Genomic DNA, 20,728 nt, shown 5'->3' on the forward strand with positions numbered 1-20,728 from the left:
GGGCCCCTTCGCTGTGTGAGCCGTTCAGTTCTTCTTCTTTTTCTTCATCTTCGGCAGGTTGGCCGGCTTCTTCCCGAGGATCTTGTCGGAGGGCGGGTTGAAGTGCTGGACGTCCTTGCCCTTCAGCGCGTCCTTCAGGGTGTACGCCACGGTCTCGATCGGCTTCCAGGAGTTGTAGTCGCCGGTGGCGTGGAACGGGTTGTCCGGGTCGGCCATGAAGGCCGCCGCGGCCAGCTCCTTGGTGAACCCGACGAACCAGGCGGCCCGGGTGTCGTCGGTGGTGCCGGTCTTGCCCGCGACCGGGCGGTCCACCATGCCGTAGACGCCGGGGGCCGTGGACCAGCCGCCGCAGCCGCCCTTGGCCGCGCCGTACCCGGTGACGCAGCGCATCGCGTCGGTGGCGGCGCGGGCCACGTCCTTGCTGACCTCCTGGCGGCAGCGGGGCGTCGCGACGGGCACCTGCTGGCCCTTTACGGTCATCATCGCCGGGGTGCCGTCGGGATTGACGATCCCGGTGACCGGCAGCGCCTCGCAGAACTTGCCTTCGGCGGCCATGGTGGCGTACGCGTTGGCCATCTCCAGCGGCGTGGTGTCCGCGACGCCGAGGGTGAACGAGCCCCAGGTCTTGGACTTGCCCGGCGAGGCCTGCAGCTGGTCGATGTCGGTGCGCCACTTCAGGCCGAGCCGCTCGGCCATGCGGACCGCCTTGTCCGCGCCGACCTTCTGCTCCAGCTGGACGAAGTACGTGTTGACCGACTTGCCGAAGCCCGACCACATGGCGTGGTTGCCGGTCATCGAGCCGCTGGCGTTGGACGGGCACCAGTGCCCGCCGCCGCAGGAGCCGCGCTCGCCCCAGCCGGCGAAGTACTGCGACTTGTACCGGTGCGGCGCGTAGAACCAGGTGTTCATCTTCATGCCGGCGTCCAGCGCGGCCACCATCGTGAAGATCTTGAACGTCGAGCCTGCCTGGTAACCCGGCAGGTTGCCGCCGCCGAGCAGCGGGTTCACCGTGTTCGGGTAGTTGCCCTTGACCTTGCCGTAGCGCTTGGGGTCGGTGTGCGCCCCGTTGCCCGCCTGGTCGAGCGAGTACGTCCGGTTCACCGCCATCGCCTTGACCAGCCCGGTGCCGGGCTGCACCACGACCTCGCCCAGGGCGTACGCGCTGCCGATCGGCTGCCGCTTGGTGACGTGGTCCATCGCGATGTCCTGGACCTTCGGGTCCAGCGATGTGGTGATCTTGTAGCCGCCGCGGCGCAGGTTGTCCTCGCGCTCACCCGGGTTGGCCCCGAACGCCGGCTGCGACAGCCACCAGTTCTTGAACATGTCGCAGAAGAAGCCCCAGCTGTTGTTCTTCTTGGCCACCGCGATGCAGTCGTTCGGCGGCTCGGTGATCTTCAGCTTGATGGGTTCCTTCTTCGTCGTCTCGGCGACGGCGGGCGTGATGTAGCCGAGTTCGGCCATTCGGTCGATGACGTAGTTGCGCCGCTGGGTGGCCGCCGTCTGGTCGCTGCCCGCCGGGTCGTAGGCGGTGGGCGCCTTGACCAGGCCGGCCAGCGTGGCCGACTCGGCCAGCGTCAGGTCCTTCGGCAGCTTGGAGAAGAAGATCTGCGCCGCCGCGAAGACGCCGTAGGCCCGGTGCCCGAAGTAGGCCACGTTCAGGTAGCGCTCCAGGATGTCGGTCTTCGACATTTCCTTCTCGACCTTGATGGCCAGCCGCGCCTCGCGGATCTTGCGAAGCGGTGTCTGCTCGGTCGCCGCCATGACCTCGCTGGGGGTCTGCGCGCCGTCGCGCAGCGCCATGCGCACGTACTGCATGGTCAGCGTGGACGCCCCCTGGGACACCTCGCCCGCGGTGTGGTTTGCCACGAAGGCACGGGCGATGCCCTTGGCGTCGACGCCGTTGTGCTCGTAGAAGCGCCCGTCCTCACTGGCCACGATCGCCTTGCGGATGTTCTCCGAGACGTCGCCGATCGGCGCGTATTTGCGATGTTCCTCGTAGAAGTTCGTGAGCAGCGTCTTGCCGTCCGACGCGTACACGTAGCTGGTCTGTGCCGGAGGCAGGCTCTTGAGCTCCGACGGCAGCGAGTCGTAGAAATCGGCGCCGGCCTTCAGCCCCAGGCCGCCCACCGCGGCGAGGGGGTAGGTGACCGCGGCGACGACGACGCCTGCGATGAGGCCCGAGCGCAGGATCGGCGCGAGACGTCCGGTGGCGGAAATTGCACCTTTTAGGCGGCTAAGCGGCTTCACCCTACAAAGGTAGGACAAACTACTCAGTAGATGGATTCAAAGCAGTAAAAGACGCGACGATTTCTACCCCCGAGTCGGCATCGCGACAGCCGACGTGGTGAGGTGAGGTCGTGACGAGTGAGCTGTTGGGCTTAACGATCGAGGCGGTCCGTCCGCTCGACGCCGCCGCGATGAACCAGGCCCGTGAGTTGCAGGCCCGGCTGACCAAGCCCGCCGGCTCACTGGGCGAGCTGGAGGAACTGTCGGTGCGGCTGGCCGGGCTGACCGCGGCCTGCCCGCCGCCGCTGCTGGAACCGGCGCAGCTGGCCGTGTTCGCCGGCGACCACGGGGTGCACGCGCAGGGCGTGACGCCGTGGCCGCAGGAGGTCACCGCCCAGATGGTCGGCAACTTCCTGGCCGGTGGCGCCGCCGTCAACGCGCTCGCCCGGCAGACCGGCGTCACGGTGACCGTGGTCGACGTCGGCGTCGCCGCCGAGCTGCCCCCGGCCGACGGCCTGATCTCGGCCAAGGTCCGGCACGGCACCCGGGACATGACCGTCGAGCCCGCGATGACCCGCGCCGAGGCACTGGCCGCGTTGGAGGTCGGCATCCAGACCGCGCACGCGATGATCGACGGCGGAGCCCGCGTGCTGCTCACCGGTGACATGGGCATCGGCAACACCACCGCGTCGGCGGCGCTCATCTGCGCGTTCACCGGGCGCGACCCCGGCGTGGTCACCGGTTACGGCACCGGCATCGACGCGCCCACCCACCTGCGCAAGGTCGAGGTGATCCGGCAGGCGCTGGGGCTGCACGGCCCGTCCTGGGGCGGCGACCCGGCCACCGACCCGGTGGCGGTGCTGGCCGCGCTCGGTGGCCTGGAGCACGCCGGGCTGACCGGCTTCATCCTGGGCGCGGCGTCGCGCCGGGTGCCGGTCATCCTCGACGGCGTGATCGCGGCCGCCGCCGCGCTGACCGCCGTGGCCCTGGCGCCCAGCAGCCGGGACGCCATGATCGCTGGACACCAGTCGGTGGAGCCGGGCGCTAGCGTGGCGCTGTCGCAGCTCGAACTGAACCCGCTGCTCGACCTCGGCCTCCGGCTGGGCGAGGGCACGGGCGCGGTGCTGGCCTACCCGATCGTCGCCGGCTCGGTGCGGGTCCTGCACGAGATGGCGACGTTCGACAGCGCCGGTGTCGCCGCGAAAGTCGATGAGTGAGCGGAGCGGGCCTCGCCCGGCCGAGCCCGGGCGGCTCCGCCAGGACCGAAGACTGAGCACGGACGCAGCGAGCCCGACCGGGGACGCTGCGCCGGCACCCACAAAGGACGTGCACCGACAGTGAGTGACCTCTATCCCCTCGCGTTGCGGCTGGACGGGCGGCTGGTGCTGGTCGTCGGCGGGGGCGCGGTGGCGACCCGGCGAGTGCCGGCGCTGCTGGCGGCCGGGGCGAACGTGCGCCTGGTCGCGCCGGAGCTGACACCCGCGCTGCGCGGCCTTTCCGACGCGGGCCGGTTCACCTGGCACGAGCGCCCGTTCGCCGAGGACGACCTGGACGGCGTCTGGCTGGTGCAGGTCGCGGTCGACGACCACGAGGCCGCGGAGTCGGTCTCGGCCGCGGCGGAGCGGCGCCGCATCTTCTGCGTACGCGCCGACGACCGGCACGCCGCGAGTGCCTGGACCCCGGCGGTGGCCCGGCACGGCGCGGTGACCGTGGCGGTGCTCGCGGGCGGCTCACCCCGCAGGGCCGTGGCGGTGCGCGACCGCATCGCGAACCTGCTGGCCACCGACGAGGCCACGGTCCCGGAGACGGTCAAGGGCACCGTGGCCCTGGTCGGCGGCGGTCCCGGCGACCCCGAACTGATCACGGTCAAGGGCCGCCGTCTGCTGGCCGCCGCGGACGTGGTGGTCGCCGACCGGCTCGGGCCCGGCCTGCTGCTCGACGAGCTGCGCGCCGACGTGGAACTCGTCGACGTGGCGAAGCTGCCGTACGGGCCGGCCGCGCAGCAGGAGGAGATCAACCGCATCCTGGTGGAACGGGCCAGGGCCGGGCTGTTCGTGGTGCGCCTCAAGGGCGGCGACCCGTACGTGTTCGGCCGCGGCGGCGAAGAGGTGCTGGCCTGCGCCGAGGCGGGCGTCCCGGTGACCGTGGTGCCCGGCGTGACCAGCGCCATCTCGGTGCCCGCCGCAGCCGGGATCCCGGTGACCCACCGCCGGGTGGCCCACGAGTTCACCGTGGTCAGCGGGCACATCGGCCCCGACCACCCGGACTCGCTGGTGGACTGGCAGGCGCTGGCCCGCCTACGCGGCACCCTGGTGATCCTGATGGGACTGAAGAACCTGCCCGCCATCGTGGCCACGCTGCTGGCCCACGGCCGCGACGCCGCGACCCCCGCCGCGGTGATCCAGGAGGGCACCACCGACCACCAGAAGTCCGTCCACGGCACCCTCGCCGACCTCCCCGACCTGGCTAGGCAACTCAACCCGCCCGCCATCGTCGTCGTCGGTCACGTCGCCGACGTCCTCCCACCCACCCGCTGACACCCACCCGCTGACACCCACCCCACCCACGCCCAAACCCCACCCTCCCACCCCCCACCCCCGCCTCGGCCCGGCCCACCCCGGCCGGCCCACCCCACCCCGGCCGGCCCCGCCCGCCCCCGGCCCGCAGTTTCGGGGAAAGTGCATGAAACGGGGCGGTGGATCGTGCAGCTTCCCCGAAACTGCGCAGCAGTGGCGGGAGGGTGGGTCAGGAGCCCTGGTAGAGGCGGGCCAGGTCGACCAGTTCGACGTCGTCGCGGGTGCCTGCCGTGCGTTTCAGGGCGGGGGTGAAGCCGGAGCGGCTGAACAGGAGCAGTCGGGGTGTGGGGGCGGCGGCGTCGGCGGGGAGCAGGGTGCGCAGGTGGTCCAGGCGGGACAGCTCGTCGGCGCCTACGGGGCTGGTGGTGGCTTTCGCCTCGCCGATGGCGATGATGCGGTCGGCCTGGCCGGGTCGGGTCTCCCAGACGACGGCGTCCAGCTCGTGGCCGGCCCGGTGCTCGCGGCAGGCGATCTGCGTGGGCAGCACCCGGCTCGCCAGGCCGCCCAGGGTCTGCTCGCTCGCGTGCCACTGGCACCACTGGCGGGTCAGGTCCTCGAAGTGCGGCCCGTAGATCTTAGAGGCGATCGTGTCGGCGTTGCGCGCCCACACCTGGTCCGCGCGCCCGGCGACCAGCTCGGCCTCGTGGCGCGTGATGATCAGCTGGTACAGCCGCACGACGGGCTCGGTGATCCGGTACACGGTGCGTTTGCTGCGCAGCGCGTCGTCGACGGCCTCGACCAGGCCGATGCTCTGCAGGCCGTTGAGCAGGTGGGCCAGCGCCGAAGCGGGCCGGCCCAGTTCGGCCGCGATCTCGGTGCGGCGGACCTTGCCGGCGCTCAGCGCGGTGAGGACCGCGGCGTACGAGGTGGGGTCGGCGATCGACGGGTCCTCGCGCAGCAGCAGGCTGCCCTCGCGGAACATCGCCGAGGCGGGGTTGACGATCCGGCGCTGCGCCCAGCGGTCGAAATCGGCCACGCTGCGCGGCCCGGCCCCGCCGCTCATCTCCAGGTACGCCGGGGTGCCGCCGACCAGTGCGTTGACCCGGAACGCGAGTTCGGGATCGTCGAGTCCCCAGAAGGCGGCGGCCTCGCGGTAGCCGAACGGGCGCACCACCAGTTCCAGCACGGCCCGGCCGCGCAGCGGCGCGCCCGCCCCGAGCAGCGTGGACATCGTGGTCAGCGCGCTGCCGCAGAGGATGAGCCGGGTACGGGTGTCCTGCTTGGCCTCGCCGAGCGGGCTGAGCGCCTGCTGCAGGTATGAGGGCAGGGCGGGCGTGGTGGCGACGAGGTAGGGGAACTCGTCGATGATCACGGGGAGCTGCCGCTCGCGGCCGAGCCGGATCAGCTCGGCCAGGGCTTCGCGCCAGTCGGCCGGGGCCAGGGGCGAGCCGAGCCCGCGGTGCTCGGCCAGGGCGCGGCCGAGGTCGGCGAGGTTCTGGCTCTCGGTCTGCTGCGTCGCGCCGAAGAAGAAGCCGCCGGTCTGCTGTGCGAGGAGTTCCAGCATCAGCGTCTTGCCCTGGCGGCGGCGGCCGTAGACGAGCCCGAGCGTCGCGCCGGGCGTCGGCGCTGACACGAAGTCGGTCAGTTCGTCCCATTCGAGGGTGCGGCCGTGCAACCGCTCAGGCTTGGACGCATTCACGCAACTATGGTAGCGCCAACTATGATAGTTACAGCTACCATAGTTATCGAGACGTTAAGAAGGGCACCTTCTACAACGCATGGCGATGTGAAGGTGCCCTTCCTTTCAGCGGCCCAGGAGCTGCGCGCACCTGATCAGGCCGAGGTGGCTGTAGGCCTGCGGGTGGTTGCCCAGGCCGCGCTCCAGGTCCGGGTCGTACTGCTCGGGGAGCAGGCCGGTCGGGCCGGCCGTGGCCAGCATCTGGTCGAACAGCTCCTCGGCGTCGGCCCGGCGGCCGGTACGCAGGTAAGCCTCGATCAGCCACGCGGTGCAGATGTGGAAGCCGCCCTCCTTGCCGGGCATGCCGTCGTCCCACTTGTACCGGTAGACCACCGGTCCCGAGCGCAGCTCGGCCTCGACGGCCAGCACCGTGTCCAGGAAGCGCGGGTCGTCGTCGGCCAGCAGGCCGGACAGGCCGATCCACAGGCTGGACGCGTCCATCTCCGGGAACCCGTAGGCCACCGTGTAGGCCTTGGTGCCCTCGTGCCAGCCCTGGTGCAGGACGTTCTCGGCGATCCGGTCCCGCAGCTCGACCCACTCGGGCCGCTCCTCGGTGGTGTGCCGCTCCAGCACCTGCAGCGCCCGGTCCACCGTCATCCAGGACATGACCTTGGAGTACACGTGGTGCCGCGGAGGCAGGCGGGCCTCCCAGATGCCGTGGTCGGGCTCGTGCCAGCGCTGGGCACAGGCCTGCACCATGGCCTCCATGACCCGCCACTCCTCATGACGGATCTTGCCGCGCCGGTCCGCGACCGCCATCAGCACATCCGCGACCGGCCCGAACACGTCGAGCTGGAGCTGCTTGTTGGCGGCGTTGCCGACGCGCACCGGCCGGGAGCCGGCGTAGCCGGGCAGGCTCTCGATCACGGCCTCCGGGCCGAGTTCGTAGCCGTCCACGGTGTAGAGCGGGTGCAGCCGCTCCGGGTGCCCGCCGGTCCGGTCGACCACACCGTCGACCCACCGCAGGAACGCCTCGGCCTCGGTCAGCGAGCCCAGCTCGACGAGCGCCTTGACGGTCATCGCGCCGTCGCGCAGCCAGACGAAGCGGTAGTCCCAGTTGCGGATGCCGCCGAGCGTCTCGGGCAGTGAGGTGGTCGCCGCCGCGATGACGCCGCCGCCCTCGAAGTGGCACAGCCCGCGCAGCGTGAGCGCGCTGCGCATGACCACCTCCTTCTCGACCGAGGGCAGCTCCAGGGAGTTGGCCCACTCCCGCCACGGCTGCTCGACCAGTTCCAGCCGCTCGCCCGCGGACAGCGGGTGGGCGGTCAGGTTGTGGCTGCGCATACGCATCTCGAGCAGCGCCTCGCCGTTCATCTTCGACAGGTCGATCACCGCGCGGGCGGTGTCGTGCCCGCCGTCGTCGACCACGTCCCACTCCACGCCGGGGGAGTACAGGCACAGGTGCTCGCTGGTGCCGAGCACCAGCAGCCCGTCGGTGAGCGGCTGCAACTGCACCGGCACCTGCCCGAACTCGGGCCGCGGGGCGTACTCGACGCGCACCACCGTGTTGCCGGTGAGGCGGCGCATCAGGCTGTCGCCCTCCAGCCAGTCCGTCACGGTCAGCCCGGACCAGCGGGTCTCCACGGTCATCGTGCCGGGGCGGTAGCGCTGGCCGAGCGGGTGGCCGCCGCGCAGCGGCGCGACCGTGAAGTGGCCTGCCGGGGCGCCGCCGAGCAGGTCGGCGAAGATCGCCGCGCTGTCGGGCCGCGGGTGGCACAGCCAGCTCACCCGGGCGTCCGGGCTGATCAGCGCGACGGTGCGGCCGTCGGCCAGCATCGAGTGGCGCTCGATCGGCACCGCCCGCTCGCCGAACAGCCAGTGCCGCCGGGTGTCCAGCAGCAGCGCCAGGATGCGCACCGCCTGCAGCGGGTCGTGCACCCGGAAGTTCGCGGCGGTCTCGCCCGCTCCCACCTTGACGCCGATGTCCTTGCCCGACAGCTGCCGGAAGGCGTTCTCGTCGGTGACGTCGTCGCCCATGAACAGCACGGCCCCCGCGGACACCTGGCGGCGCAGCTCGTCGATGGCGGTGCCCTTGTGCGAGGCCAGCACCGACAACTCGACGACCTCCTTGCCCTCGGTGGTGTGCACACCGGGCCAGGACGCCGGGCCGCACCGGACCGCGTCGGTCACCGCGCTGGCCACCGCCCGGGAGGCGGTACGCAGGTGGACTGCGACGCTGGCGGGCTTGTTCTCCAGGCGTACGCCCGGGTGCTCGGCGGCGATGCGCTCCAGCTCGGTCTGCAGCCTGCTGCGCAGCTCGACCAGGTCGGAGGCGAGCCGCTGGACGAAGCCGATGTCGAACTCGGAGCCGTGGCTGCCGACGAGATGCACCTCGCTGGGCAGCCGGGACAGCGCCGCGAGGTCGCGCAGCGCCCGCCCGGAGACCACCGCGACGGTGGTCTGCGGGAGCGTGGCCAGCGATCGCAACGCTGCGACCGCCTCCGGGATCGGGGCGGCCGCGGACGGGTCCTCCACGATCGGGGCCAGGGTGCCGTCGTAGTCGCACGCGACGAGCAGGTGCGGCACACGGGCCAGCTGCGCCAGTGCGGAGCGCAGTTCGGGGTCGAAGCCGTCGCGGTCGAGATCGACGGTCATGCCCAGGGTCATGGTATTGCTCCCAGTTCGGTCAGGAAGTCTGACGCCCAGCGCGCCACGTCGTGGCGGCGCAGGTGCCGCTGCATCACGCTCATCCGGCGCCGGGCCTCGTGCTCGTCGACGGTGACCGCGCGCATGAGTGCGTCCTTGACCGCGTCCAGATCGTGGGGGTTGCACAGGAACGCCTGCCGCAGTTCCCCCGCGGCGCCGGCGAACTCGCTCAGCACGAGCGCCCCACCGTGTTCCAAGCGTGCTGCCACGTACTCCTTGGCCACCAGGTTCATACCGTCCCGCAACGGGGTCACCATCATGACGTCGGCCGCGCAGTAGAGCGCGGCCAACTCACTGCGACTGTACGACTGGTGCAGGTAATGCACGGCAGGCACGCCGACGCGGCCGAAATCCCCGTTGATCCGGCCCACCTCGCGCTCGACCTTGATGCGAAGTGCCTGGTAGTGCTCGACCCGTTCCCGGCTCGGCGTCGCGACCTGCACCATCACCGATTCCGGCACGGAAAGCCGTCCCGCGGCCAGGAGCTCGCGATATGCCTTCAGCCGGTGCTCGATGCCCTTGGTGTAGTCGAGCCGGTCCACGCCCAGGATGACCGTTTTGGGGTCACCCAGCTCGGCCCGGATCTGCACCGCCCGCTCCCGGACAAGTGGGTTGTCCGCGAGACGCTGCATCTCGCCCACGTCGATCGAGATCGGGAACGCGTCCGCCTTGACCTGGCGACCTTCGTACTCGATCACGTTGCCGTGGTACGGCGTGCCGAGCAGGTGCCGGGCCAGCCGGATGAAGTTCTGCGCGGCCAGCCGCTGCTGGAAGCCGACCAGGTCGGCCCCGAGCAGCCCGCGCAGCACCTCGGCGCGCTGCGGCAGCTGCATGAACAGCTCGATCGGCGGAAAAGGGATGTGCAGGAAGAAGCCGATCTTGAGATCGGGGCGCAGCTCCCGCAGCATCGCGGGCACCAGTTGCAGCTGGTAGTCCTGCACCCAGACGGTCGCGCCCTCGGCGGCGACCTCCGCGGCCGCCTCCGCGTAGCGCCGGTTGACCACCCGGTAGGCCTCCCGCCAGCGGCGGCGGAACACGGGCGGCTCGACGTTGTCGTGGTAGAGCGGCCAGATGGTGGCGTTGGACTGGCCCTCGTAGTACCGCTCAAGATCTTCTTCGGAGAGCGGCACCGGCCGCAGGTTGATGCCGTCCAGCTCGAACGGGTCCGGAGCGTCGCCGGGCGAGCCCGACCAGCCGATCCACGTGCCATGGCGCTCGACGAGCACCGGGTGCAGGGCGGTCACCAGACCGCCGGGGCTGCGCCGCCAGCGGCGGCGGGAATCACCGGAGCCGGTGACGCGGCCTCCCGGGGTGTCCGTGGTCACTTCGTCCACGGGCAGCCGGTTGGCGACGACAACGAACGGGCTGCGATCGACCATCGCTGCCTCTCCTCCGATCGGTGGATCGTGGGCCATCCTCTGAGACTACTGAAGTCCCCGCAAAGGTGGATCAACGGCGCGGCACGCGTAGGCGATACGTGTAGATCATCCCAGCGGGGCGCTTTGATCACAACCCGCTGCGTGATGCCCAGGCCGTGCCCGGCCAAACCGCATGTCCGGATCGGCGCACGTCCCGGGCGGAGCGAGTGGGCTCACACGGCCCCACCGCCCAGGCCGCGGGGCCACCTGGGAGTATTGACACGAAGACTGTCTGAAGGGGGTTGGCCCGACCGTGGCCCAGTACATATACACGCTCGAGAAGGCACGCAAGGCGCACGGCGACAAGGTTGTGCTCGACAACGTCACGCTCAGCTTCCTGCCGGGTGCCAAGATCGGCGTGGTCGGCCCGAACGGCGCGGGTAAGTCCAGCCTGCTGCGGATCATGGCCGGTCAGGACATCCCCAGCAACGGCGAGGCCCGGCTCATGCCCGGCTACACCGTGGGCATGGTGGCCCAGGAGCCGCGCCTGGACGAGTCGCTGACCGTGCTGCAGAACATCGAGCTCGCCGTCGCCGGCACCAAGGCCAAGCTCGACCGGTTCAACGAGATCGCCGAGCTGATGGCGACCGACTACTCCGACGAGCTGATGGACGAGATGGGCCGGCTCCAGGAGGAGCTGGACCACGCCGACGCGTGGGACCTCGACTCCAAGCTCGAGCAGGCGATGGACGCGCTGCGCTGCCCGGAGCCGGACGCCGAGGTCGGCCCGCTGTCCGGCGGCGAGAAGCGCCGGGTGGCGCTGTGCAAGGTGCTGCTGGAGCAGCCCGACCTGCTGCTGCTCGACGAGCCCACCAACCACCTGGACGCCGAGAGCGTGCTGTGGCTGGAGCAGCACCTGGCGAAGTACCCCGGCACGGTGATCGCGATCACCCACGACCGGTACTTCCTGGACAACGTGGCCCAGTGGATCCTGGAGCTCGACCGCGGCCGCGCCCACCCGTACGAGGGCAACTACTCCACCTACCTGGAGAAGAAGGCGGCGCGCTTGTCGATCGAGGGCCGCAAGGACGCCAAGATGCGCAAGCGCCTGTCCGAGGAGCTGGAGTGGGTGCGCTCCAACGCCAAGGCGCGCCAGACCAAGTCCCGGGCCCGTCTGGACCGGTACGAGGAGATGGCCTCCGAGGCGGAGAAGACCCGCAAGCTGGACTTCGAGGAGATCCAGATCCCGCCGGGCCCGCGCCTGGGCAACACGGTGATCGAGGTCAAGGACCTGGTCAAGGGCTTCGGTGACCGGGTGCTGATCGAGAACCTGTCGTTCTCGCTGCCGCGCAACGGCATCGTCGGCATCATCGGCCCCAACGGCGTCGGCAAGACCACCCTGTTCAAGACCATCGTCGGGCTGGAGAAGCCGGACGACGGCGCGGTCCGGGTCGGCGAGACGGTCACCCTGTCCTACGTCGACCAGACCCGGGCCGGCCTGGACAGCGGCCAGACGGTCTGGGAGGTCGTCTCCGACGGCCTGGACTACCTGATGGTCGGCAAGGTCGAGATGCCGTCGCGGGCCTACGTGGCCGCGTTCGGCTTCAAGGGCCCGGACCAGCAGAAGCCGGTCAACGTGCTGTCCGGCGGCGAGCGCAACCGGCTCAACCTGGCGCTGACGCTCAAGATCGGCGGCAATGTGCTGCTGCTCGACGAGCCGACCAACGACCTGGACGTGGAGACGCTGTCCAGCCTGGAGAACGCGCTGCTGGAGTTCCCGGGCTGCGCCGTGGTCATCTCCCACGACCGGATGTTCCTCGACCGCGTGTCCACCCACATCCTGGCGTGGGAGGGCACCGAGGAGAACGAGTCGAAGTGGTTCTGGTTCGAGGGCAACTTCGAGTCGTACGAGAAGAACAAGGTCGAGCGCCTGGGCATCGAGGCGGCCCGCCCGCACCGGGTGACCCACCGCAGGCTGACCCGCGACTGATCCGGATCGTGTAGATCCACGGCCTGCCGACCGCCTGTGCGGTCGGCAGGCCGAAATCATGGGGAGTGGGAGAACCATGAGATTCACCTACCACTGCGCGCTGCGGTGGTCCGATCTTGATGCGTACGGGCACGTCAACAACGCGCGTTTCCTCACCCTGTACGAGGAGGCCCGGGTCGCGATGATGTTCGTCGGCGCGCGGGAGGCCGGGGTCACCTCCTTCGAGGAGGGCATCGTGGTGTCCCGGCACGAGGTGGACTACCTGCGGCCCGTCGACTACGGCGACCCGGTGCGCATCGAACTGTGGATCACCGACCTCAAGCCGTCCCGGTTCACCGTCTGCTACGAGCTGTTCGACGGTGACCTGCTGGCCAGCCGGGCGAAGTCCGTGCTGGTGCCGTATGACCTGGACAAGCAGCGGCCGCGCCGGATGAGCGAGGCCGAGCAGAGTTTCCTGAAGCCATGGCTGTCGACCTGAGCGACCGCGCCGACGCGGCGGTGTTCCTGCGCCGGCTGCTGCGGCTGGACCCGGCGACGCTGGTGCGGCTGTGCCCGGCCGGGCCGGGCCGGGTGGCGCTGTGGGCCTCGCTGCCATGGGGAGTGCTCGTTACCCGCACCGTCGCCGGCCACGTCGACCGCGACCGCGTGGCCGCGGCGTCGGCGCTGCTGGAAGGCGTTGCCGAGCCGCCGGTGCTGGACGACCGGTGGCGCGGTGCGCTGCCCCCGGCGACCGCCCGCGCCGTCGAGCGGCTGCCCGCGGCGGTGGTCGGCGGGGCGGCCGCGGCCGCGGCCCAGGCGCTGCGCGACGTCGAGACGACCGGCGTGAAGGGCCGGGTCGTCGGGCAGCGGGTGCTGCGCGACGCGCTCCTGGACCACGTCGTGGTGAGCGGCACGTCCGATGTGGACGGTGTAGCGTTCGCGGTGCCGCAGCGGCTCGTGCAGGGGTTGGTGCGGATGGGCTTCCTCGGCACGGCGGAGGTGACCGTCGTCACCGCGGGGACGTGGACCGGACTCGCCGGATCCTTTGGCACCGCCTGGTTCCGGACACCCGTGTTGTCCGTGCGACCGATTGCTACTCGGCCGATCGGCTGATCGCGCATCGGCTGTTCAGCCTGGGACCTTCGGTAAGGGGATGACGAAAGACGGCTGTCCGGGTAGCCTCCTCGCCGGGGATGGAACTGAGGGTAGGCAAGCAATCTCCCTCAGCATTGATCTGTCGGCTTCAGGCTACGGTCGGACAGGAGCATGGGCATGGCGTGGTTTTCGTGGCAACGCTTGCGGGTGGGGCAGTCGACGGCGGGGACGGCGCGACCGCGCACGGTCCCGCAGCAACGGAGTCTGTTCGAGGTGCCGGACGATCTGTCCATGATGGACAGTCTGCCGCCGGCTCCGACGACCCTGGCGCCGGCCGAGACACCGCAGGTCACCCTGCGCCGCATCGCCGCCACCCTGGACCTGCTCGACATCCGCTACCTCTCCGACGGCGAGGAGAGCCTGCTGGCGCTCTGGGAGCGGCACGCCCTGCTGTTCGCGGTCGAGGGCCCCGACGACGAGATCCTCGTGATCCGGGCCCGCCCGCACGCCACCGTGCCGCCGGAGCTGGCCGACCTCGCGTACCGCGCGGTCAACGAGTGGAACCACACCCGCCGCTTCGCCAAGGCGTATGTGGGCGACCCCACCGAGCGCGGCCAGCTGCCGATCTACGCCGAATGGCAGGTGCCCCTGCGCTCCGGCGTGCACGACGCGCTGCTGATGGAGCTGCTCGACTGCGCCGCCTCGGTCTCCACCACCTTCGTGGACTGGATGCACAGCGACGGCGGCCTGCTGCTCTGAGGACGCCGTTCCACCGCCGCAGGGCCCTCTGACGGCGACAGCCGCCTGTCCGGGTCTCGTACACCCGGGCAGGCGGCTGATCTCGTCAGAGCCGCGCTCCGGCCGCCCCGTTGCCGGGTGGGCCGGGTCACGGCCTCATTCGGTGCGCGGGAACAGGCCGATCCGGCCGTGGTACTCCCGGCCCAGCTCGTCGGTGTCCGAGCCCACCAGCAGGCCCTCCGGGGTGGTGGCGAACGCGCGCACACCCACGCCGCGGGAGCGGGTCGGGTTCCAGGGCAGGGCCATCCCGGTGACCGGGTTGATCGCGGCCACGCCGGGACGCTCCACCGCCCCCGGCCCGGCCGACTCCATGCCGTACGGGTTGTTCAGCCAGCGCTGGTGCCCGCCGACGTAGACGGCTCCGCCGACGATCTCCACGGCGTACAGCGAGTCGCCGCCGGTGTGGTTGACCCAGGTGGGGCGGACCTTGCCGGTGGCGTAGGTCTCGAACCGGGCCGCCGTGTCGCAGTTGATCTCGAAGCCGCTGAGCCGCCCGGTGGTGACGATGACGAAGTACTCGCCGTCGGGGGAGAAGTCGGCCGCGCGCATGTAGGTGTCGAAGCCCTCCCGGCACAGCGGCACGTACGCGTCGGTCGACCAGTTGGCGGCCTTGGACGGGTTGGCCGTCAGGTCGAACATCGCGGCCTGCACCCGGCGGGCCGAGCCGACCCGGGTGAACGCGCCGATCGCCAGCAGCCGGTCGCCGGCCGGCGAGAGCGCGATGTCCTCGACCTTCACCCGGCCGATCTCCGGGGCGTCCAGCCGCGCGTCGAACAGCGGGTCCACCGCGCCGGTGAGCGGGTCGAGCCGGGCCAGGCCGCGCCGCGGCACGTCGTTGACCGCGGTGAACGAGCCGCCGAGGTAGAGCCACCGCCCGGAGACGGCCAGCCCGCGGATGTCACCCCAGTTGATCTCGGCGTCGAAGCCTTCCACCTGCTCGCCGGTGGCCAGGTCCAGCCGGGCGAGCCCGCGCTGGTCCTCGTCGTCGACCTCCAGGAACGAGCCGCCGACGAACACCGAGTTGTCCGGGCCGGGGGTCAGCGAGTAGACCATGCCGTCCACGTCGGGGGCGAAGTCGAGCACGTCCCCGGTGCGCAGGTCGAAGGCGAACAGGTGCTCGCGCTCGTACTCCTGCGTGCCGAGGTTGTCGCTCACCCTGGTGAAGTCGCCGCCGACCACGACGGTCTGGCCGACCACGGCCAGCGCGTGCACCTCGCCGTCGAGGATGTGCGGCGTCCAGTCGGCGGGATCCTCGTCCACGGTGCGCACCGCGCGCGGCTTCAGGTTCTCGGCCGGGGTCTCGGGTTGTGCGGCCCACACGGCGGTGGGCAGGGCCACCGCGGCCAGGGCGGCCAGCGATACCACGCGATGGCGCATCAGGACGTCTCCTCGCAAATCCGGGCAATCTCGCCCTGGTTAACGAGGCGACCGAAAGGAGGGCACCCCTCTCGGCAGGTCAGTCGAGAAGGGTGCCCAAGGTCACTGCCGAGCCGCTCAGTGTTCGGCGTTCACCATGAAGAACGCAGCCCGCTCCAGGTAGTCCCAGAGCATCTTGTCCAGCTCGGGGGTGAGTTCGAGGACGTCGACGGCGTGGCGCATGTGGCGCAGCCAGGCGTCGCGCTCGACGGCGCCGATGACGAAGGGGGCGTGGCGCATGCGCAGCCGCGGGTGCCCCCGCTCCTGCGAGTACGTGGTCGGGCCGCCCCAGTACTGGATGAGGAAGAGGCGCAGCCGCTCGTTGGCCGGGCCGAGGTCCTCCTCCGGGTACATCGGGCGCATCACCGGGTCGGTGGCGACCCCGGCGTAGAACTCGTCCACGAGCAGACGGAAGGCGTCCTCACCGCCGAGCAGCTCGAAGTAGTTCGGGGTCGGCAGGGCGGTCGACGCGGGGGCGGGCTGGTCACTCACCAGCCCTAGGCTACCCGGCGACGGGGGCCTCATTGAGCCGCCGGGCGCGCTCGATGGCGGCCGTGAAGCGCTCCTGCGGGGGCCAGGCGCTGAGCGCCACCAGCACCAGCACCACGCCGGCCACGCTCCACAGGCCGATGACCTGGTGCAGCGGCCAGTGGTTGGCCAGCACCCCGGTGATCAGCACCGCGCCGCCCTGCATCACCTGCACCCCGCCCTGCATGACGCCGAACGCGCGCGCCCGGTAGACGTTGGGCAGCGCCTGCACGAAGAGCCCGTTGATGGTGGGCAGCATGCCCGCCACGCAGAAGCCGCAGGCCGCGGCCATCAGGCACACCGCGGTCAGGGACGGGTTGAGCAGCGCCGGCACCAGCATGATCGGAGTGAGCAGGGCCAGCGGGCGGATCATCGAACGGCGCAGGTGCGGTGCGATGAACCGGCCGACCACGATGCCACCCAGCACGTAACCGGCCGGGTTGGCGAGCATGATCATCCCCTGTGCGAAGCCGCGCTCGGAGTCCTCGCCCGGTGCCAGGTGGTGCGCCCAGACGGCGGCCAGCCCCTCGGGCACGATCGCGAACAGGGTCACGCTGAAGACGAGCAGGGCGATGGCACGCAGCGCGGGCATCCCGAAGACCACCCGGAAGCCGTCGGCGGTCTCCCGGACCAGGTTGCGCCGTGCCTTCGGATCGCTCACGGCCGGGCGGTGCCGCACGACGAAGGTGAGGATCAGCGCGGACACGGCGAACGTGCCGGCGTCGAGCAGCAGCGAGGCGCGCGGGTTCATCGCGGCCAGCACGCCGCCGGCCAGGTAGCCGCCGATCTGTGCGGCCTGGCCCGCACTGATGTTCAGCGAGATGCCGACCACCAGGCGGTCGCCGGTGAGGATGGACGGGTACAGCGCGGAGCGGGCGGACTCGTAGGGCGGGTTGCCGAGAGCGGTGAGGAAGAGCAGGCCGATCAGGACCGGGATCGGCAGGTCGGGCACCGCGACCAGCGCGATGAGCACCATGCGGGCCAGATCACTGACGATCATGACCGTGCGGTACGGATACCGCTCGGCGACCGCGGACAGCATGGGCCCCAGCAGCACCCACGGCGCGAAGCTGATCGCGAAGGTGGCCGCGGCCATGCCGGCGGACTGCGTCTGCTCGTAGACCAGCGTGGTGACCGCGGCCTTGGCCAGGTAGTCGCCGATCCAGGACAGCACGCTCGCACCGAGCATGCCCCGGTACTCGCGGATGGCGAGCACCTCACCGAAGGTCGCGCGGTGCTCGGGTTGCGAGCCGGGCGGTTCGTTCGGCGGGGGTGTGTTGGTGCGAGCGGGGTGGTGCACCACCGGATGGTCCTCCATCGATCACGACATGAGTGTCGAGGACCGCCATCCTGTCGCAGAGTCACGCCGAATGACCGTCCCAGAAGGGATGTCGTCGGTTGATTCTGCCCGATCGGTGGATAAAGCGCTAGCCTCTACGGCTGATGCCACGGTGTCCGGTCAGGGAGCCGACGGCGGCTCCTCGGCCGGGACCGACGTCCGCATCGCGCGGGCCGCCTGCATCTGCGCCGCGATGCCCGACGCCTCCAGGGCCTCGGTGAGCCGGCGGCGCATCTCCCGCTGCAGATCCCACTGCCGGTCGGCGGAGGTCTTGCAGACGGTGCGGATCACCGCGCCGTCCACGCTGATGTTCTCCACACCCAGCACCTGCGGCGGCTCGACGAAGTCGGCGGACCACTCGGGATCGTTGGCGAAGGCGTCGACGGACTGGCGCAGCACCGCGGTGGCCTCCTCCACGCCGACGAAGCCGATCGGCACGTCGATCATGACGGTGGCCCAGCCCTGGCTCTTGTTGCCGATGCGGATGATCTCACCGTTGCGCACGTACCAGATCACGCCGCGGCCGTCGCGGATGGTGACGGTGCGCAGGCCGACCGACTCGACCACGCCGACCGCCTCGCCGGTGTCGATCACGTCGCCCACCCCGTACTGGTCCTCCAGCAGCATGAACAGGCCCGCGATCAGATCCTTGACCAGCGACTGCGCGCCGAAGCCCAGGGCCACGCCGACGATGCCGAGGCTGGCGATCAGCGGCCCGACGTTGATATCGAACTCGCTGAGCACGATCAGGAAGGCGACCGAGAACACGCCCACGGTGACCATGCTCTTGAGCACCGAGCCGATGGCCTCCGCGCGCTGGCGCCGGCGCTCGGGGAACATCGCCCCCGTGTTCAGCACCGAGACCGGCACCTTCTCCCGGATCGGCCGCAGCATCGTCGGCACCTTGCCCTGCGCGGTACGTGCCACGATCTTGTTGATCGTGTGGTTCAGCAGCGCGCGGGCGATCATCGCGACCAGAATGATGACGATGATGCGGATCGGCTTGAGGAGCAGGTAATAGCCGCCGTCGGCCAGCCATGCCGAGTCGGTGGCCTTGTACAGCCACTGGCAGATGACGTCGCTTTCGGTGCAGGGTGTCGCGGGGTCGGGGGCGAGAAGGCTCAACGGCATGGCTAACTAGCTACCTCATCGGTCGGTCGACGGTGCGGGCGGCCTGGGGGGACTTTCCTCGCATATGCCAATGAGCAGGGCATAACGCGGCTGAGAATTCATGAGACCGCCGCAAATTGTAGGTGCATTCACCAGATCAATCGGGGACGATGGTCACAATGACGCGATGACGTGACTGGCCGCCGGAGGGTGAGACCGATGCCTGACATACGACCCACAGCCGCCTCCGCCGCGTTGCTCCTCAACGCGACCTATGAACCGCTGTGTGTCGTGTCCGTGCGCCGGGCCGCAATACTCATTCTCTCAGGCAAGGCCATCTGTGTCGCCGACGGGGACGGCGTGCTGCACAGCTCCCGTGCCCGGGTGCCCGTCCCTCTGGTGGCCAAGCTCACCCGCTACGTGCGGGTGCCGTATCGCACCCAGGTCGGCCTGTCCCGGCGCGCGATATTCGCCCGCGACGGCGGGCGCTGCGTGTACTGCCAGGGCCCGGCCGAGACCATCGACCACGTGCACCCGCGCTCCAAGGGCGGGCAGCACGCCTGGGACAACGTGGTCGCCGCCTGCGCCCGCTGCAACCACCACAAGGGCGACAAGACGCTGGCCGACCTCGGCTGGCGTCTTCCCATGAAGCCCACCGTGCCGCACGGCGCGATCTGGCGGGTGCTCGGCCACCGCACCCCGGACCCGCGCTGGGCGCAGTGGCTGGAGACCGCCTGAGGCTCAGGCCTTGTGCGCGCTGACCAGGCTCGCGAACACCACGATGTTGTCGGCGTAGCCCAGCTCGCCGCCCACCCAGCGGCCCCCGCAGGTGATCAGCCGCAGGCCGGGCCGGGTGTAGTCGTGGTAGATCCGGTCGACGGGCAGCTTCTGCTTGCTGAACCGTTCGACCGTGTTGACCTCGAACACGGTGACCTTGTTGTCCCGGCGGGTGATCTCGATCTTCGCGCCCGGCTTCAGCTCGTTCAGGCGGTGGAACACACCAGGCTGATCCTTGGTGTCCACGTGCCCCACGATGATCGCCGGCCCGTACTGGCCGGGGGAGGGCCCGTCGTCGAACCAGCCCGCCTCGTTGCGCAGCAGCAGCGACGGGGTGTCGATCGCGCCGCGCTCGTCCAGGCCGACCCCGTGGATGTACGCCTTGACCTTGATGGTGGGAATCTGGATCCGCAGCGGGCGGCTCGGGCCCAGCACGGGGAACTCGCCCGGCGGAGCCTTGCCGGGCCCCCGGAACAGCTCCGCGAACGAGAAGCCGTTGGCCTTGCCCAGGCCGATGCCGACACTGAACATCCCGACCAGGAGCAGTGCCACGGCCAGCGGGCCGCGCAGCCGGCGCAGCACGGCGTCAGGCGGGGGTCAGCGGGCTGCGCCCGCGCCGCCGGGACAGCAGCAGCACGCCCAGGCCCAGACCCATCGCCGTGGCGCCCGCGCCGATCAGCGTCGCGCCGTTGTCCCCGGCCAGCCCGCCGCCGCCCGTGTTCGGGCCGTGCTGCGGGCTGTCGTGGTTGACCACCCACAGCGTGGTGGTGGCGGTCTGCCGGCTCGGGCAGGTCAGCTTCACGTTGTAGCCGCCGGCCTTCTTGTGCTCGGGCACCGTCGCGGCCGCGATCAGGTACACGTTGACCGGCTCCACGGTGACCGTGCCGAACGCCTCGGAGTGCACCTTCGCGTTGTTGAGCGCGTCGCCGCAGCTGGCTCGGATCGCCACCTGGAAACCGGCCTGGATGGTGCTCGGGTTGACCTCGACGAAGACACCCTCGGCGTGCGCGGGCGCCGGGGCGGTGAGCGCCGCCACGACCAGCGCCGCGGCACCGGCCGCCACCCGGAGAGCAGACCGCATGTTTCCCCCAAATCACTCATCAGCACCCGATCACCCCGGGCTACCGCAAATCCTCTCACCTTGGCCCCACCCACCACCCTTGGAAACATGAAAAAGAGCCCGAAACGGACGACTCCACCATCGCCTGCCCT

General features: G+C 70.6%; 17 protein-coding genes. 7 read left to right on the plus strand and 10 right to left on the minus strand.

The annotated features are described in order from the left end of the window. Positions 1-24: 24 nt before the first annotated feature. Entirely contained in the window at positions 25-2,247 is a 2,223-nt protein-coding gene (locus tag F6W97_RS09895) for a transglycosylase domain-containing protein (RefSeq protein ID WP_230686535.1), read from the minus strand. A 122-nt stretch (positions 2,248-2,369) separates the two neighbouring features. Here F6W97_RS09895 and cobT point away from each other — a divergent pair, with 122 nt between their 5' ends. Together cobT and cobA are read left to right on the plus strand one after the other, a co-directional pair. Then, positions 2,370-3,443 carry a nicotinate-nucleotide--dimethylbenzimidazole phosphoribosyltransferase gene (gene cobT / locus F6W97_RS09900; RefSeq protein ID WP_155369975.1) on the plus strand — a complete coding sequence of 358 codons (1,074 nt, stop codon included), beginning with the start codon at positions 2,370-2,372 and terminating at the stop codon, positions 3,441-3,443. 120 nt (positions 3,444-3,563) lie between these two features. Then, the gene (cobA, locus tag F6W97_RS09905) at positions 3,564-4,763 is read left to right on the plus strand and encodes a uroporphyrinogen-III C-methyltransferase (protein WP_155369902.1); all 1,200 of its coding nucleotides are present in this window, start codon (positions 3,564-3,566) and stop codon (positions 4,761-4,763) included. A gap of 208 nt (positions 4,764-4,971) precedes the next feature. On the opposite strand, the gene F6W97_RS09910 is transcribed toward cobA, so the two are convergent. From F6W97_RS09910 to F6W97_RS09920, 3 genes are all read right to left on the minus strand, one after another. Continuing rightward, positions 4,972-6,441: an AAA family ATPase gene (locus F6W97_RS09910; protein ID WP_155369903.1), complete on the minus strand. Its 1,470-nt coding sequence runs from the start codon at positions 6,439-6,441 to the stop codon at positions 4,972-4,974. A gap of 105 nt (positions 6,442-6,546) precedes the next feature. Continuing rightward, entirely contained in the window at positions 6,547-9,087 is a 2,541-nt protein-coding gene (gene otsB / locus F6W97_RS09915; protein ID WP_230686536.1) for a trehalose-phosphatase, read from the minus strand. Further along, positions 9,084-10,505 (minus strand): alpha,alpha-trehalose-phosphate synthase (UDP-forming), encoded by a 1,422-nt coding sequence (locus F6W97_RS09920; protein WP_155369905.1) that lies wholly within the window; start codon positions 10,503-10,505, stop codon positions 9,084-9,086. The genes otsB and F6W97_RS09920 overlap by 4 nt, the downstream gene beginning before the upstream one ends. Positions 10,506-10,797: 292 nt before the next feature. Here F6W97_RS09920 and ettA point away from each other — a divergent pair, with 292 nt between their 5' ends. The 4 genes from ettA (at position 10,798) to F6W97_RS09940 (ending at position 14,307) form a co-directional block, all read left to right on the plus strand. Beyond that, entirely contained in the window at positions 10,798-12,474 is a 1,677-nt protein-coding gene (gene ettA / locus F6W97_RS09925; protein WP_155369906.1) for an energy-dependent translational throttle protein EttA, read from the plus strand. 76 nt (positions 12,475-12,550) lie between these two features. After that, complete coding sequence (locus tag F6W97_RS09930; RefSeq protein WP_155369907.1) at positions 12,551-12,952, plus strand: acyl-CoA thioesterase; 402 nt, start codon at positions 12,551-12,553, stop codon at positions 12,950-12,952. Beyond that, positions 12,937-13,566: a hypothetical protein gene (locus F6W97_RS09935; protein WP_155369908.1), complete on the plus strand. Its 630-nt coding sequence runs from the start codon at positions 12,937-12,939 to the stop codon at positions 13,564-13,566. The genes F6W97_RS09930 and F6W97_RS09935 overlap by 16 nt, the downstream gene beginning before the upstream one ends. A gap of 273 nt (positions 13,567-13,839) precedes the next feature. Further along, positions 13,840-14,307, plus strand: coding sequence for a type III secretion system chaperone family protein (locus tag F6W97_RS09940; RefSeq protein ID WP_230686537.1), 468 nt, complete (start codon positions 13,840-13,842; stop codon positions 14,305-14,307). A 135-nt stretch (positions 14,308-14,442) separates the two neighbouring features. Here the strand turns inward: F6W97_RS09940 and F6W97_RS09945 are convergent, their stop codons facing one another. The 4 genes from F6W97_RS09945 to F6W97_RS09960 form a co-directional block, all read right to left on the minus strand. Further along, positions 14,443-15,723 carry a WD40 repeat domain-containing protein gene (locus F6W97_RS09945; protein WP_155369910.1) on the minus strand — a complete coding sequence of 427 codons (1,281 nt, stop codon included), beginning with the start codon at positions 15,721-15,723 and terminating at the stop codon, positions 14,443-14,445. A 117-nt stretch (positions 15,724-15,840) separates the two neighbouring features. Beyond that, positions 15,841-16,254, minus strand: coding sequence for a globin (locus F6W97_RS09950; protein ID WP_330164961.1), 414 nt, complete (start codon positions 16,252-16,254; stop codon positions 15,841-15,843). Positions 16,255-16,264: 10 nt separating this feature from the next. Continuing rightward, complete coding sequence (locus F6W97_RS09955; protein WP_230686538.1) at positions 16,265-17,590, minus strand: MFS transporter; 1,326 nt, start codon at positions 17,588-17,590, stop codon at positions 16,265-16,267. Between the two features lie 159 nt (positions 17,591-17,749). Continuing rightward, positions 17,750-18,760, minus strand: coding sequence for a mechanosensitive ion channel family protein (locus F6W97_RS09960; protein ID WP_155369912.1), 1,011 nt, complete (start codon positions 18,758-18,760; stop codon positions 17,750-17,752). Positions 18,761-18,958: 198 nt separating this feature from the next. Here F6W97_RS09960 and F6W97_RS09965 point away from each other — a divergent pair, with 198 nt between their 5' ends. Continuing rightward, complete coding sequence (locus F6W97_RS09965; RefSeq protein WP_155369913.1) at positions 18,959-19,477, plus strand: HNH endonuclease; 519 nt, start codon at positions 18,959-18,961, stop codon at positions 19,475-19,477. A gap of 3 nt (positions 19,478-19,480) precedes the next feature. Here F6W97_RS09965 and F6W97_RS09970 read toward each other — a convergent pair whose 3' ends face one another. Both F6W97_RS09970 and F6W97_RS09975 read right to left on the minus strand, forming a co-directional pair. Continuing rightward, on the minus strand, positions 19,481-20,098 hold the full coding sequence (locus F6W97_RS09970; protein WP_155369914.1) for a class F sortase: 618 nt from the start codon (positions 20,096-20,098) through the stop codon (positions 19,481-19,483). A gap of 4 nt (positions 20,099-20,102) precedes the next feature. Then, positions 20,103-20,597 carry a hypothetical protein gene (locus F6W97_RS09975; protein WP_155369915.1) on the minus strand — a complete coding sequence of 165 codons (495 nt, stop codon included), beginning with the start codon at positions 20,595-20,597 and terminating at the stop codon, positions 20,103-20,105. Between the last annotated feature and the right edge of the window lie 131 nt (positions 20,598-20,728).

Origin of the sequence: Catellatospora vulcania, assembly GCF_009720385.1 — a bacterium.
In the GTDB taxonomy this organism is placed as follows: domain Bacteria; phylum Actinomycetota; class Actinomycetes; order Mycobacteriales; family Micromonosporaceae; genus Catellatospora; species Catellatospora vulcania.

Bases quoted from the DNA above. Each gene is read 5' to 3' on its own strand.
- F6W97_RS09945 (WP_155369910.1), bottom strand. From the start codon at position 15,723: ATGCGCCATCGCGTGGTATCGCTGGCCGCCCTGGCCGCGGTGGCCCTG.
- F6W97_RS09975 (WP_155369915.1), bottom strand. From the start codon at position 20,597: ATGCGGTCTGCTCTCCGGGTGGCGGCCGGTGCCGCGGCGCTGGTCGTG.
- F6W97_RS09935 (WP_155369908.1), top strand. From the start codon at position 12,937: ATGGCTGTCGACCTGAGCGACCGCGCCGACGCGGCGGTGTTCCTGCGC.
- F6W97_RS09965 (WP_155369913.1), top strand. From the start codon at position 18,959: ATGCCTGACATACGACCCACAGCCGCCTCCGCCGCGTTGCTCCTCAAC.
- otsB (WP_230686536.1), bottom strand. From the start codon at position 9,087: ATGACCCTGGGCATGACCGTCGATCTCGACCGCGACGGCTTCGACCCC.
- F6W97_RS09920 (WP_155369905.1), bottom strand. From the start codon at position 10,505: ATGGTCGATCGCAGCCCGTTCGTTGTCGTCGCCAACCGGCTGCCCGTG.
- F6W97_RS09960 (WP_155369912.1), bottom strand. From the start codon at position 18,760: ATGCCGTTGAGCCTTCTCGCCCCCGACCCCGCGACACCCTGCACCGAA.
- F6W97_RS09930 (WP_155369907.1), top strand. From the start codon at position 12,551: ATGAGATTCACCTACCACTGCGCGCTGCGGTGGTCCGATCTTGATGCG.
- F6W97_RS09940 (WP_230686537.1), top strand. From the start codon at position 13,840: ATGATGGACAGTCTGCCGCCGGCTCCGACGACCCTGGCGCCGGCCGAG.